A 13,763-nucleotide genomic window follows, 5' to 3' on the forward strand; every position below is an offset into this window, starting at 1 on the left:
CGCCCGCGGCCGCCCCCGCGCCCCGGGGGGGGGGGGGGCCGCGGGGGGCGGGCGGCCCCCCCCCCCCCCGGCCCCCGCGACCTGGTCCCCGGTCAGCGGGGTCCGTCAGCTCAGCCGACGGTCACGGTCTGACCGAGGACGTTGACACCGGTGACAGCGTCCCAGGTACCGACGTTCGCCGTCCGGATGGCGTAGCGCGGGTCGTCCGCCGTCGTGTCGTCCGCGGCCGGCAGCGCGAGCGCCAGGGAATACTGCCCGGGCCGCACCCCGGAGAGGTCTGCCGTGAGCGTCGTGGTCGTCCCCGGCATCCAGGACCGGGCGTCCGACTCGAGCGGGACCTCGACCGACCCACCGCTGCCCGTCAGGACCAGCGTCGCGGGCCGCGGCTGGTACGGCGCCGCCCATCCGTCGTTGCGGACGTCGATGCTCACCGTCGGCGCGCTCTGGCCGGAGCCGTCCACGGTGCTCGACTCCAGGACGAACCGGTACCCGAGCCGCTTGGCGGTCTCGGTGATGCCGGCCGCACCCCAGCTGTTCAGCACGTCCTGGTTGTAGTCACGGTTGAGGTAGCTGTAGTGGTAGCGCGCCATCTCGGCGGACGCGCTCGGCCACTCGGACCGCGGCGGGTTGACGTTGCACGTCTCCCCACCCATGGGGACGTAGGCCGTCTCGGCTTCCAGGTACTCCTGGTCGAGCGAGATCGGGTCGGACAGGAAGGTGCCGAAGTCGTCGGGCGACGCGAGGAAGCAGTCGTTGTGGTGTCCCACGCGTGCGATCGGCGTGTCGGTCCAGGCCTGGTCGGCGGTCACCGCGCTGTCGGCCCCGCTCGGCACGTCGAGCAGCTGCTGCTTGGAGAGCATCGTGCGGACCTGGACGCTCCGGTCGGCCGGAAGCTCGTCGAGGAGCGCCTCGACGACGGCGTTGCGGTTCTCCCAGTCGGCCTCGGTGACGACACCCGGGTTCGAGGGGTCGGCGACGAAGTGGTCGGTGTAGTACCCCTCGCCCCACAGCCCGACGAAGCCCTGCTGCACCACGGCGATGACGTCGGAGTTGGCCCGCATCACCGGCCCAAGCTGCTCGATGTGCGAGAGCACGACGTCGACCGGGGCGTCACCGTACGGCGGCTCGTAGGGCCACGCCCCGCCCTGGGCGTAGGCGAACCGCAGGATCACCGAGACGCCCGCGTCCCGGGCGGCGTCGAAGTCGGCCTGCAGCTTGCCGAGCAGGTCGGCGTCGAGGGTGGGGGTGTCGGCGAACTTCTCGAGATAGACGACGCGCAGGATCTGGGTGATGCCCTCGGACCGGTACCCCGCGAGGACGCTCTCCTGGAGTGGCGTCCATCCGGAGCCGTCGGCCCGCAGGTGGGTCTCGGTGTGGTGGTAGAACCCGCGTTGTGGGTTGGCGACGACCGCGTCGGACGCCTGGTAGGTCACGGTCGAGGCCGCCTCGGCATCGGCGGTGGCCGTCACCGGCACGGCCAGGCCGACGCCGACGGCGAGGGCGGCTGCTGTCAGGACTTTTCTCACGGAGGATCTCCTTCGGTCGGTCCCGGCGGGGATGCGCGCCGGGTCACTTCATCCCGCTCGACGCGAGGCCGTCGATGACCCGGCGTTGGAGCACGATGAAGAGGATGAGGACCGGCGCCATCGCGAGCAGGCTCGCGGCCATGACGACGGGGTAGTCGGTCGTGCGGTCTCCGATGAGTGTGGCGAGCCCGGCCGACAACGGCATCTCGTCGCTGTACGTGGTGACGACGAGCGGCCACAGCAGCTCGTTCCACGACCAGAGCACGGTGGTGATGGCGAGGACGCTGATGGACGGGCGGGCCAGCGGCAGCATGACCCGCCAGAAGACCTGGAACGGGTTGGCGCCGTCGAGGCGTGCTGCCTCCTCCAGCTCCCGCGGCATCCCGAGGAACGCGGTGCGCATGAGGAAGGTCCCGAACGCGCTGAACAGGCCGGGGAGGACGAGCCCGGGCAGGCTGTCGAGCAGCCCGAGCCCCTGGATGATCTGGTACTGCGAGAGCAGGTACACCTGCGAGGGCACCATGAGGATGGACAGCACGAGGGCGAGGAGGACCCCGCTGCCGCGGAAGCGCATCCGCGCGAACGCGTACCCGGCGAGGGTGCAGAAGAGGATCTGCGCGAGGGTGCGGATCGTCGTCATCCACACCGATGTCTTCAGCTGGTCGAGGAACGGCAGCCGGTCGAAGACGACGGCGTAGTTGTCCCAGCGCAGCTCGGCCGGCCAGAAGACCGGGGTCACCGACACGACCTCGGCGTTGGTCGACAGCGACATGATGACCTGCCAGACGAACGGGAAGGCCATGACCGCGCCGCCGGTGGCGAGGACGAGATGGGCGACCACGTGGGACTGGCGGGCCCGCCCGGAGCGCCGGACGGATGGGCGCGCGACGGTCTCAGACATCCTGGACCCACCGCCGCTGCATCCGGAACTGGAGGGCGGTGACGACGCCGATGACGAGGAAGATCACCATCGCGACGGCGGCCGCGTAGCCCTTGTCGTTGTTGACGAAGCCCTCCCGGTAGAAGAGGTAGACGAGCGACATGCTCTGCGGCAGGACGGGGTTGGCGCTGCCGAGGATGGCGTACAGCAGGTCGAAGAGCTGGAAGCTCGAGATGACCGTGATGATCGTGACGAAGAAGATGCTCGGGGTGAGCAGCGGCACGGTGATCGACCGGAACTGCCGCCAGGTGCTCGCGCCGTCCAGCTCAGCGGCCTCGTAGAGCTCCGGCGGGATGGTCTTCAGCCCTGCGCCGAGGACGATGACGGAGAACCCGAGCGAGGACCAGAGCCCGACGATGGCGACGGCGACGATGGCGGTCGAGGAGTCGGAGACCCAGTACGGCCCGTCGACGCCGACCACCCCGAGCGCCCGGTTGACGAGGCCGAAGTCGCCGTTGAACATCACCCGCCACACCATCGCGATCGCGGTGGGCATCGCGACGTACGGCAGGAAGAACAGGACCCGGTAGAACTGGGCGAACCGCAGCCCCGGCAGGTTGAGCAGGCTCGCGACGTACACGGCGATGGGGATGCCGAGGGCCACGATGCCCGTGTAGACCAGGGTGTTGCCGAGCGAGGTGTACAGCTGCGGGTCGGCGACGAGCTCGGTGAAGTTGCCGAACCCGATGAACGTCGACCCGCCGAACGGGCCCGACCTCGTCATCGACAGGTAGGCGGTGTTGACGATCGGCCACAGGTAGAACACCGCCACCCCGGTGAAGAGGGGTAGGACGAACAGCCACGGCCAGACGCCGTCCCGGCGCAGCGGGGGGCGTCGCTGCCCGCCGGGCCGCCGCGACCGGGTGCTCCGGCCCTGCCGGGCCGCCGCCACCTCGGGGGAGGCGACGACCCGGGGGTCGTGGGTGGACGTCGTCATCGGGTCGCTCACTCCTCGGCGAGCGCCGCGTCCATCTGCTTCGCCAGGTCGGCGGTCACCTGGTCGACCGGCTTCGCCCCGGAGAAGGCCTGCGGGAGGAGGTCGGTCTCGAGGGCGTTCCAGGCGGCGGAGTTGTTGCTCACCGGGAGCGGCTTCGCATAGGCCACCGCGTCGAGGAAGACCTGGAGGTTCGCGTCCGGCATCGACGCGGTGAACGCGCTCTGGGTGCCGGTGAAGGCCGGGATGACCGAGCCCGCGTCACCCTGCTGCTGCTGGGCGTCCTTGCTCGCGAGGAACACCTGGAGCGCCTGCGCGGCCTCCTTGTTGGTCGACGACGCCGCGACGACGTTGGCCACGCCGTGGATGACGGTGGCCTGCTCCTCGTCCGTCGGCAGCGGCAAGACCGTGACGTCCTTCGCCAGCGCCTCGTCCTGGAGCGCGGCCCGGAACCAGCTGCCGCCCCAGTACATCGCGAGCTTGCCGGACGTGAACCACTGGTCGGCCGTGGTGTCGGTCAGCTGCTGCATCGACGGCGAGGCACCGCTCTCCATCAGGTCGGTCCAGAACTGGATGCCGGCCTGGTCCTCGGGCGTCGCGTAGCCGGAGGTGCCGTCCTCCACGACGTAGCCGCCGGCCTGGAAGATCGTGTTGTAGTACGTCGTCTGGCCGTCCATCCCGCCCGCGGCGCCGTAGACCCCGTCGGACTTCAGCTTCTCGGAGATCTCGGCGGCCGTGTCCTGGAACTCCTGCCACGTCCAGTCGCCCGTCGGCAGGTCGACACCGGCCTTGTCGAAGAGCGCCGTGTTGGTCCAGATGCCGATCGTGTCGAAGTCCTTCGGGACGCCGTACTGCGTGCCGTCGACCGTGTAGAGGTCGACGAGCGAGGACGGGTAGCTCGCCGGGTCGATCGCACCGGCCTCGACCTCCCCGGTGATCGGCTCGATCTTGCCGTTGGAGGCGTAGAGGCCGATGTTCGGGCCGTTCATCCAGAACAGGTCTGGCAGCGTGTCGCTCGAGGCCTGGGTCTGCAGCTTGGTCCAGTACTCCCCCCACGGCGTGACGTTCACGGTGACGTCGATGTTCGGGTACTTCTCGTTGAACGCCGCGAGGTTCTCGTCGATCGCCGCCACCTGGGTCTGGTCCCAGACGCTGTAGGTGATGTCGGCGGCCAGGTCCTGGGCCGGCTCGGTCCAGCCGCCGGAGGAGTCCGCGCCCTCTCCTCCCGTGTCGTCGCCGTTGCCGCAGCCGGCGGCGAGCAGGGTGACTCCGAGGGCCAGTGCGGCCGCGCGGGTTGCGCCGCGGGCTGGGGTGCGGGTCATGTGGGGTTCCTTCCGGGGATGGTGGTGCTGCGGGTGAAGTGCGCGATGACGTCCGCGGGCAGGTCCGGGACCTCGAGAGGGCGGGAGCCCTCGCGCAGTGAGCGGGCGGCGAGAGCACCGGCGGCGACGGCCGCACGGGCCGCGACGGGTGAGACGAGGGTCGGGGCGCCGTCGACGACGTGGTCGAGGAACTCGGTCATCGTGAGCAGGTCGGCGTCCTCGTGGCCGGAGGTGACGCCCTCGACGGGGTACTCGACGTCGCCGGCGACCTGCCACTCGTGGCGGCGGTTCCAGACCTTGACGACCGCTCCGCCGGTGTCGCCGACGTTCTCGAGACGCCCCTCGGTCCCGATGACGGTGTAGTTGCGCCAGTAGTCCGGGGTGAAGTGGCACTGCTGGTAGCTGGCCTGGACGCCGTTGTCGAGCGTCATGAGCATCATCGAGAGGTCCTCGACGTCGACGACGGGGTTGAGCCCGGTCTGGGTGGCCGGCGGCCAGTTGTCGTAGGAGAACCAGTCCGGCATCGTCTCGCCGGGGCGCTCGCGCCGGTCGGTGACGTCGCCGTAGACCATGAGGGCCCCCATCCCGACGACTCTTCGGGTGTAGCCCGCGGCGAGGTGGTGGACGACGTCGAGGTCGTGGCTGGCCTTCTGGAGCAGCAGGGTGTTCGTGCGGCTGCGGTCGGCGTGCCAGTCCTTGAAGTAGTAGTCCCCGCCGTTGCCGACGAAGTGGCGCACCCAGACGGCCTTGACCTCGCCGATCTCGCCGCGCTCGACGATGCCGCGCATGGTGCGCACGACGCCGGAGTGCCGGAAGTTGTGGCCGACGTAGAGCGGGGTGCCGGTGCGGGCGGCGGTCGCGAGCACCCGGTCGGCGCCCTCGAGGGTGATGGCGAGCGGCTTCTCGAGGTAGACGGCGACCCCCGCCTCGAGCAGCGCGACGGCGACGTCCTCGTGGGTGTCGTCGGGGGTCAGGACCACGGCCGCGTCGACGCCCCCGGCATCGAGGAGGGAGTCCAGCGTGGGGTGCCGGGCGGCGTCCGGGTGGTCCGCTGCGGCCTGTGCGAGACGCGTCTCGTCGGGGTCGGTCACCGCGACGACCTGCGCTCCGGGCCGGGCGGTGGCCACGTGCGCGGAGATCGGGCTGCGGGCGCCGTAGCCGACCACGGCCACCCGGACCTCGCCGCCGCCGGTCATCGACCGGCCCGCATCGCCGCGCATGACGACATCGTGCACGAGGTGATCATTTTTGTCACTATCTCTGCCCAAATGATCATGTACGGACGCTAGCCCGGTCGGCGGCGACCCGCCAGGGGGGTGCCACGATGTTTTACCCGGCCGCAACACGGGCATCCCGACAGCCGCCGACCGTGTGCCGGCAGTGCTGTGCGCCGTCCCGCGTCAGGCGGAGTCGGCGACGAGCAGCTCGACCCCGGCCGCCGTGAGCTCGGCCTCGACGTCCGCGGAGACCGGTCGGTCGGTGACGAGCACGTCGACCGTGGACAGCGGGCAGATGCGGGCGAACGTGCTGCGCCCGATCTTCGTGGAGTCCGCCGCGACGAGGACCCTGCGCGCCACGCCCGCCAGCTCGCGGCTGGCCTGGGCCTCGCCCTCGTGCACCGTCGTCGCACCGAACTGCCCGCTCAGGCCGTCGACCCCGAGCACCGCCCAGTCGATGCTGAAGTCACGCAGCGACGCCCCGACGAGCGGGCCGACGAGCTCGTACGACTGGCGGCGCGGCACGCCGCCGGTCACGACGATCTTGACGTGCTCGCGGACCGACATCTCGTACGCGATGTTGAGCGCGTTCGTGACGATGGTGACCCCGGGCCCCTCACCCTCGGGCTGCAACGCGCTGCTGCGTCCGATCGCGCGGGCGACCTCGGTGGTCGTCGTCCCCCCGTTGAGACCGACGGCGTCACCCTGGCGCAGCAGGCCCGCGACCGTCCGCGCGATGGCGGTCTTCGCGTCGGCCTGCCGCGCGATCTTGTACTGCAGCGGCAGCTCGTACCCCGAGCCGCGTGCGCTGGCCCCCCCGTGGGTCCGGGTGACGAGCCCGTGCTCGGCGAGCGTGTTGAGGTCGCGACGCACCGTGGCACCGGAGACGCCGAGGACGTCGCTGATCTCGGAGATCGACACGCTGCCGCGCTCGCTCACGAGGTCGAGCAGCGTGTTGAGCCGCTTCTGCGCCGTCATCCTGGACCGTCCCTCCGTCGTCGCGCCCATGCTGCCAGACCACTCTGTTGCACCTGTTGATCAGTTCTGCTCAAATATTCGTCAATCAGTCAAAACTGCGCGCCACGTACGATGGTGACGCCCCACCGTCCCGAAGGATGCCGATGTCCTCCACGCACGTCGACGCCGAGATCGCCTCGCAGCCGGACACCTGGCTGGCCGCGGCCCGGCTGGCGCCCTCCCTCGCCGACGTCCTCCCCGCGCCCGGGGAGCGGGTCGCCGTCGTGGGCTGCGGCACGAGCTGGTTCGTCGCGATGGCCTACGCCGTGCTGCGCGAGCAGGCGGGGCACGGTGTCACGGACGCTTTCGCCGGCAGCGAGTACCCGACGAGCCGTGCCTACGACCGGGTTCTCGCCATCTCCCGCTCCGGGACGACGACCGAGGTCATCGAGCTGCTCGACCAGCTGCGCGGGCAGCGGACCGTCCTGCTCACGGCGGTCCCGGACGCACCCGCGGCGGCGGCCGCCGCATCCGTCGTCGGCCTCGCGTTCGCCGACGAGCAGTCCGTGGTCCAGACCCGGTTCGCGACGAGCACCCTCGCCCTCCTCCGGGCGCACACCGGCGAGGTCGTCGGACCGCTCGCGGACCAGGCCCGGCGGGCGCTCGAGACGCCGCTGCCGGACCTCGACGTCGACCAGTGCACGTTCGTCGGTCGCGGCTGGGCCGTCGGGCTCGCCGCCGAGGCCGCGCTGAAGACCCGCGAGGCCGCACAGTTCTGGGCCGAGTCCTACCCGGCCATGGACTACCGCCACGGCCCCATCGCCATCGCCCAGCCGGGGCGCCTCGTGTGGAGCCTCGGCCCGGCCCCCGAGGGACTGGACGACGACGTCGCCACCACCGGCGCCACCTTCGTCCAGCACGACCTCGACCCGATGGCCGGGCTCGTCGTCGCACAGCGCTTCGCCGTGGCCCTCGCCACCTCCCGAGGGCTCGACCCCGACCGGCCCCGGTCGCTGACCCGCTCGGTCATCCTCGCGTGAGGCCGGGAGCCACCGCGTGACCCCCGGCACGGCAGCGGTCTGGGGCGTCGACGTCGGCGGGACGACGACCAAGGCCCTCCTGCTCGCGCCCGACGGCACCGTCCTCGACGAGCGCCGCGCCCCGACGCCGTCCCCCGACGCGGACGGCACGCGGGTCGCCTCCGCGGTCACCGAGCTCGTCGGCCCGGACCCGGGCGGGGCGGTGGGCGTCGTCGTGCCCGGGGTGGTCGACGAGAGCCGGGGAGTGGCCGTGTGGTCCGCCAACCTCGGCTTCCGGGACGCCCCCCTGCTGCGGTTGCTGTCCGGCCGGATCGGCGCGCCGGTCGCGTTCGGCCAGGACGTCCGGGCCGGGGCGCTCGGCGAGACGGTCGACGGTGCCGCGGCGGACGCGCCGGGTCCGGTCGTCTTCCTGCCCGTGGGCACCGGCGTCGCCGCGGCGGTGCTCCTCGACGGCGTACCCCTCGTGTCGGGTGGCTGGGCGGGCGAGGTCGGCCAGCTCGTCCTCACCGGGGGCCGGCGGGCCGGCGAGGTGGTCGAGGCCGTGGGGTCCGCCTCCGCGCTCGCCCGGCGGGCCGGGGAGCCGGACGCCCGGAGGGTGGCCGAACGCGTCGCCGCGGGAGACCCGGTCGCGCTCGAGCTCTGGCAGGACGCGGTCGACGCGCTTGCCGTCGCCGTCGCCGCACTCGTCGTCTCGGTGGCACCCGCCCTCGTCGTCGTGGGAGGAGGCCTGGCCCAGGCGGGGTCGACCCTGCTCGACCCGCTCATCGGAGCCGTCGCGGCGCTCACCCCGGGCCTGCGACAGCCCCGCGTCGTCCCCGCCGTCCACGGCGACCTCGCCGCGGCCCGCGGCGCCGCCGTCCTCGCGCGCCGGCTCGCCGGCGGTCCCCGGCCCGGCACCGCCGACCCCGTCCGGGCCGCACCGTGACGGCCGTCCAGCGGGTCGTCGCCGTCACCCCCAACCCGGCCGTCGACGTCACGTACCGGGTGGCCGAGCAGCGGCTCGGCGAGACCGTGCGCGTCCAGGAGGTCATCCGGCGCCCGGGGGGCAAGGGCGTCAACGTGGCTCGCGTCCTGGCTGCGCTCGGCGTGCCGGTCGTGGCCCTCCAGCCGGTGGGCGGGCCGACGGGTGACCTCGTCTCGGCCGGGCTGGCGCAGCTCGGCGTCGAGGCCGTCCTCGTGCCCAGCCCGGTCGAGACCCGGACGACGGTCGCCGTGGTCGACGACCTGAGCCATCCGACGCTCCTCTCCGAGCCCGGGGGCCACCAGCCGCCGGCGGTGTGGGACCGGCTCGTGGCCGCGGTGGCCCGGCTCGCCGTCCCCCGGGGGTGGGTGGTCGTCAGCGGGTCGCTCCCACCCGGGACGCCGGACGGTCGGATGCACGACCTCGTCGCCGCCGCCCGGGACGCCGGCTCGCGCGTCCTCGTCGACTCCTCCGGGCCGGCCCTGCTCGCGGCCGCCTCGGCCGGCGTGGACGTCCTCGGGCCCAACGCGGCCGAGGCACTCGAGGCCACGGGTACCACCGGCCTGGACGCCGCGGCCGAAGCGCTGCTCGACGCGGGCGCGGGCACCGTCGTGGTCTCCCGGGGCGGCGACGGTCTCACGGCGTGGACCGCGGACCGGAGCCGTCTCGACCAGCCGGCCGTGCCCGGGGTGACCGGCAACCCGACCGGAGCGGGGGACGCCGCCACCGCCGGGCTCGTCGCCGCCCTCGGCCGGGGCGCCACGCCGGCCGACGCGCTGCGGGAGGCAGCGGTCACCGGGGCCGCCGCCGTCCTCGCCCCCGTCGCGGGCGAGGTCGACCCCGACGTCCTGGCCGGGCTCGCGGACCGCCTGCCCACCTCCGGCGCTCCGCCTCTCCCGACCACCCCGAGGACGCGATGACCGCCCCGACCACCCGTCCCGACGTCGTCGAGGAGGCCCGCCGCCTCGGCCGGGGGCTCGGCGCCTTCAACGTCGTCCTCCTCGAGCACGCCGAGGGCATCGTCACCGGGGCCGACCGGGCTGGGCTCCCGGTCGTCCTGCAGGTCAGCCAGAACACCGCGCGCTACCACGGCGCGTTCGAGCCGGTGGCCGCCGCGAGCCTCGCCCTGGCGCGCGCCGCCACCGTCCCGGTCGTCGTCCACCTCGACCACGCCGAGGACGTCGACCTCGTCCACCGTGCTGTCGCCCTCGGGGTCGACAGCGTCATGTACGACGGCTCGGCACTGCCCTACGCCGAGAACGTCGCCACGACCCGGGCCGTCGTCGAGCACTGCCACGCGGCCGGGGTGCGGGTCGAGGCCGAGCTCGGGGAGGTCGGCGGCAAGGACGGCGTGCACGCCCCGGGGGTGCGGACCGACCCCGACGAGGCGGCCGCGTTCGTCGCGTCCACCGGCGTCGACTCGCTCGCCGTGGCGGTCGGCACCTCGCACGCCATGACGACCCGCACCGCGGCCGTCGACCACGACCTCATCGCCCGGCTCGCCACGGCCGTGCCGGTCCCGCTCGTGCTGCACGGGTCGTCCGGTCTGGACGACGACGGGCTGGCGGGCGCGGTCGCCGCGGGCATGACGAAGGTCAACATCTCGACCCACCTCAACGCACTGTTCACCGCGGCCGTCCGCGACGTCCTGGCCGCGGACGACGCGGTCGTCGACCCGCGCCGGTACGTGGGGCCGGGGCGCGAGGCACTGGCCGCGGAGGTCGAGCGGCTGCTCCGGATCCTCGCCGGGTGACCGGGTCGCTGCTCGGCCTGCCTCCGGCGCGGACCGCGCCGGACGAGGGGCTCATTGCGCATCTGCGCACGCTCGTCGCGGCCGAGGACCCGCCCTCGCCGGAGCTGCCCCGCACGACCGTGGACGGCCTCGTGACCGCCCTGCTCGCGGTCGAGGACGACGCCCGGTCCCGGTACCGCGCACTCGGGCTCTCCGACGAGACCGCTGCCGCGACCCTGGCCGACGTCGGGCGGAAGGTCGCGGCCTACGGCGCGGATGTCGACGGGCCGTGGCTCGTCGGGCTGCTGCGCGCCGACGTCGTCGCCGCGGGCCGGCTGCAAGTGACGCGGGTCCCGCACGCCGACGGTGCCTCCCTCCACGTGCCCGAGGGCGGGCCGCTCACGCCGGAGGTCGTGGACTCCGCGCTCCGGCAGGTCCGTTCGCTGCTCGGCCCGGTGCCTCTGCACTGCACGTCCTGGCTGCTCGACCCAACGCTCGACGCCCTTCCGCCGACGTCGAACATCCGGCGGTTCGCCGCGCGTTTCGACGTCACCCCGACGCAGCCGGGCGCCGAAGGTGTCCACGACGTGTGCCGCTTCGTGTTCCGGCGACCCGTCCGCGACGTGCTGGACCCGGACCTCGTGACGCCCCGCACCTCGCTCGAGCGGCTCGTGGCCGCGCATCTGCGCGCCGGCGGCTCGTGGTCGGTCCCGCACGGTGACCTGCGGGACGACTGACGAGGGTGCGCGACACGCCGACCGGGGGGCTGGAGGACGCGCGTGTCGCGCACCCTCGTCGAGGGCCGCACACCGACTGGCCCGGTGAGACGGCCGCCCGACGGGAACATCCGTGCCATCGAGTGGCTTGGCCCTGAGGTAGACACCCACCGGTGCGTGACGGGGCCTCCCCGCCGCGCGCCCCGTCCACAGCAGGAGCGACCACATGAAGCAGCGTGCACTCGGAGACCTCGAGGTCGGCGCCGTCGGGCTCGGCGGGATGCCCATGTCCATCGAGGGTCGCCCCGACCGCGAGCGTGCGGTCCGCACCATCCACGCCGCGCTCGACGCCGGGGTGACGCTCGTCGACACCGCCGACGCCTACCACCGCGACGCCGGGGAGGTCGGGCACAACGAGGCGCTCATCGCCGAGGCCCTGCGCTCCTACGGCGGGGACACGTCCTCGGTCGTCGTCGCCACCAAGGGTGGCCACTTGCGTCCCGGCGACGGGTCGTGGACGCAGAACGGCCGGCCGGAGTACCTCAAGGAGGCCGCCAGGGCGTCGGCGCAGCGGCTCGGGGTGGACGCCATCGGGCTCTACCAGTTCCACCGCCCGGACCCGGAGCTCCCCTACGCCGACTCGGTCGGGGCGCTGGCCGAGCTGCTCGACGAGGGCGTCATCCAGCGGGCCGGGATCTCGAACGCGTCCGTCGCCCAGATCGACGAGGCGAACGACGTGCTGGGCGGGCGGCTCGCGTCGGTGCAGAACCAGTTCTCGCCGGCGTTCCGGTCCTCCCGCGAGGAGCTCGAGCACTGCGCGTCACTCGGCGTCGCCTTCCTGCCGTGGAGCCCGCTGGGCGGCATCAAGAGCGCGGCGGACCTCGGCGGCAACCACTCGGCGTTCGCCGAGGTCGCGGACGCGCACGGAGTGTCGCCGCAGCAGGTCGCGCTCGCGTGGGAGCTCGCGCTCGCCGACGTCGTCCTGCCCATCCCGGGGTCCTCGCGTCCGGAGTCGATCACCGACTCCGTGCAGGCCGCCGAGCTGCAGCTCACGCCCGACGAGCTGGCCGCCCTGGACGCCGACGCCGCCTGAGCCCGCGCCCGCCGGGCCGAGACCCCGGTTCGTCCACGAGACCCCGGTTCCGAACCGGGGTCTCGTGGACATTTCGGGGTGACCCCGAAATGTCGAGGGGGTGGGGTGGCGGGCGAGTGGGGTGGCCCGGGGGGTCGGAGGTCAGCCCAGGTGGCCGCGGACGCTCGCGTGACCCTTGAGCAGGTTGCGGGCGATCGTCCGCCGCTGGATCTCGTCCGTGCCCTCGTAGATGCGCAGCAGTCGCAGCTCGCGGTACCAGCGCTCCAGCGGCAGCTCCCGGGTGTAGCCCATCCCGCCGTGCACCTGGAGCATCCGGTCGACGATCTCGTTGCAGCGCACCCCGCCGTACAGCTTGGCCATCGACTGCGCCTGGCGCGAGTCCCTCCCCCGGTCCACCTGCCACGCCGCCGCGAGGACGAGCCACCGCAGCGCCTCGATGTCGACCGCCGAGTCCGCGACCATCCACTGGATGGCCTGCCGCTCGGCGATCGGCTTGCCGAACGTCTCCCGGTTGTGGGCCCACTCCATCCCCATCTCGACCATCCGCTCGCAGCCGCCGAGTGCCCGCGCAGGCAGCAGGTAGCGGCCGCGGCCGATCCACTGCATGGCGAGCGCGAAGCCCTTGCCCTCCTCGCCGAGGATCGACGAGGAGGGCACCCGGACACCGTCGAAGGTCAGCGCCGCCGGGCCCCACTCGCCCATCGTGTCGATCTGGTCCGAGGTCCAGCCCTGGTCGCGGTCGACGATGAAGCAGGTGACCGACTCCCCGGTCCGGCCCTCCTTGTGCTTCTCGGCGTCCGTCACGGCGAAGACCATGACGAAGTCGGCCTCCGTGCCACCGGTGATGAAGGTCTTCTCCCCGGTGACGACCCAGTCCTCGCCGTCCTTCTTCGCCGAGGTGCGGATGGCCCGGGCGTCGGACCCGGCGCCGGGCTCGGTGATCGCGAAGCAGCTCTTCTTCGTGCCCTCGATCGTCGGGACCAGGTACTCCTCCTTCTGCGCGTCGTTGGCGTGGAAGAGGATGTTGTCGGCGTAGCCGCCGAAACGGAACGGGACGAAGGACCGTCCGAGCTCGACCTCCACGAGCGCGGCCATCACCGCCGAGAGCCCCATCCCGCCGTACTCCTCGGGTGTCTGCACGCCGAAGAAGCCGGACTCGCGGGCCAGGTCCTGGAGCTGCTTCAGCTCCTCGGGCGGCAGCCCGCGCTCGCCCCGGCGCTCACGCGCGAGCACGTCCTGCTCCAGCGGCATGATCTCCTTCTCGACGAACGTGCGCACCCACTGGCGGATGTCCTTCTCGTCCTCGGTCAGCTCGAGGTCCATGG

At 73.0% G+C, this 13,763-nt stretch carries 13 protein-coding genes; 6 read left to right on the plus strand and 7 right to left on the minus strand.

The annotated features are described in order from the left end of the window. Positions 1 to 110: 110 nt before the first annotated feature. The 6 genes from JQN72_RS16515 to JQN72_RS16540 form a co-directional block, all read right to left on the minus strand. On the minus strand, positions 111 to 1,526 hold the full coding sequence (locus JQN72_RS16515; protein WP_204136237.1) for a DUF4832 domain-containing protein: 1,416 nt from the start codon (positions 1,524 to 1,526) through the stop codon (positions 111 to 113). Between the two features lie 43 nt (positions 1,527 to 1,569). After that, complete coding sequence (locus tag JQN72_RS16520; RefSeq protein WP_204136238.1) at positions 1,570 to 2,427, minus strand: carbohydrate ABC transporter permease; 858 nt, start codon at positions 2,425 to 2,427, stop codon at positions 1,570 to 1,572. Next, the gene (locus JQN72_RS16525) at positions 2,420 to 3,403 is read right to left on the minus strand and encodes a carbohydrate ABC transporter permease (RefSeq protein ID WP_204136239.1); all 984 of its coding nucleotides are present in this window, start codon (positions 3,401 to 3,403) and stop codon (positions 2,420 to 2,422) included. The genes JQN72_RS16520 and JQN72_RS16525 overlap by 8 nt, the downstream gene beginning before the upstream one ends. Before the next feature lie 8 nt (positions 3,404 to 3,411). After that, positions 3,412 to 4,722, minus strand: a complete 1,311-nt coding sequence (locus JQN72_RS16530; protein WP_204136240.1) for a sugar ABC transporter substrate-binding protein — start codon at positions 4,720 to 4,722, stop codon at positions 3,412 to 3,414. After that, the gene (locus tag JQN72_RS16535; protein WP_204136293.1) at positions 4,719 to 5,918 is read right to left on the minus strand and encodes a Gfo/Idh/MocA family protein; all 1,200 of its coding nucleotides are present in this window, start codon (positions 5,916 to 5,918) and stop codon (positions 4,719 to 4,721) included. Before JQN72_RS16535 ends, JQN72_RS16530 begins: the two co-directional genes overlap by 4 nt. Positions 5,919 to 6,122: 204 nt before the next feature. After that, complete coding sequence (locus JQN72_RS16540; protein ID WP_204136241.1) at positions 6,123 to 6,917, minus strand: DeoR/GlpR family DNA-binding transcription regulator; 795 nt, start codon at positions 6,915 to 6,917, stop codon at positions 6,123 to 6,125. Between the two features lie 143 nt (positions 6,918 to 7,060). Between JQN72_RS16540 and JQN72_RS16545 the strand changes: the two genes are divergently transcribed. From JQN72_RS16545 to JQN72_RS16570, 6 genes are all read left to right on the plus strand, one after another. Then, positions 7,061 to 7,936 (plus strand): SIS domain-containing protein, encoded by an 876-nt coding sequence (locus JQN72_RS16545; protein ID WP_204136242.1) that lies wholly within the window; start codon positions 7,061 to 7,063, stop codon positions 7,934 to 7,936. Between the two features lie 16 nt (positions 7,937 to 7,952). Beyond that, positions 7,953 to 8,861 carry an ROK family protein gene (locus tag JQN72_RS16550; RefSeq protein WP_204136243.1) on the plus strand — a complete coding sequence of 303 codons (909 nt, stop codon included), beginning with the start codon at positions 7,953 to 7,955 and terminating at the stop codon, positions 8,859 to 8,861. Then, positions 8,858 to 9,817 (plus strand): 1-phosphofructokinase family hexose kinase, encoded by a 960-nt coding sequence (locus JQN72_RS16555; protein ID WP_204136244.1) that lies wholly within the window; start codon positions 8,858 to 8,860, stop codon positions 9,815 to 9,817. The genes JQN72_RS16550 and JQN72_RS16555 overlap by 4 nt, the downstream gene beginning before the upstream one ends. Further along, positions 9,814 to 10,650 (plus strand): class II fructose-bisphosphate aldolase, encoded by an 837-nt coding sequence (locus tag JQN72_RS16560; RefSeq protein WP_204136245.1) that lies wholly within the window; start codon positions 9,814 to 9,816, stop codon positions 10,648 to 10,650. Before JQN72_RS16555 ends, JQN72_RS16560 begins: the two co-directional genes overlap by 4 nt. Then, complete coding sequence (locus tag JQN72_RS16565; RefSeq protein ID WP_204136246.1) at positions 10,647 to 11,366, plus strand: acyltransferase domain-containing protein; 720 nt, start codon at positions 10,647 to 10,649, stop codon at positions 11,364 to 11,366. The genes JQN72_RS16560 and JQN72_RS16565 overlap by 4 nt, the downstream gene beginning before the upstream one ends. 205 nt (positions 11,367 to 11,571) lie before the next feature. Beyond that, a complete protein-coding gene (locus JQN72_RS16570; protein WP_204136247.1) occupies positions 11,572 to 12,438 on the plus strand; it encodes an aldo/keto reductase in 867 nt (288 codons plus the stop codon). A 141-nt stretch (positions 12,439 to 12,579) separates the two neighbouring features. On the opposite strand, the gene JQN72_RS16575 is transcribed toward JQN72_RS16570, so the two are convergent. Then, positions 12,580 to 13,761, minus strand: coding sequence for an acyl-CoA dehydrogenase family protein (locus JQN72_RS16575; RefSeq protein WP_204136248.1), 1,182 nt, complete (start codon positions 13,759 to 13,761; stop codon positions 12,580 to 12,582). Positions 13,762 to 13,763: the final 2 nt, after the last annotated feature.

The organism is Phycicoccus sp. CSK15P-2, from assembly GCF_016888005.1.
GTDB lineage: Bacteria > Actinomycetota > Actinomycetes > Actinomycetales > Dermatophilaceae > Phycicoccus.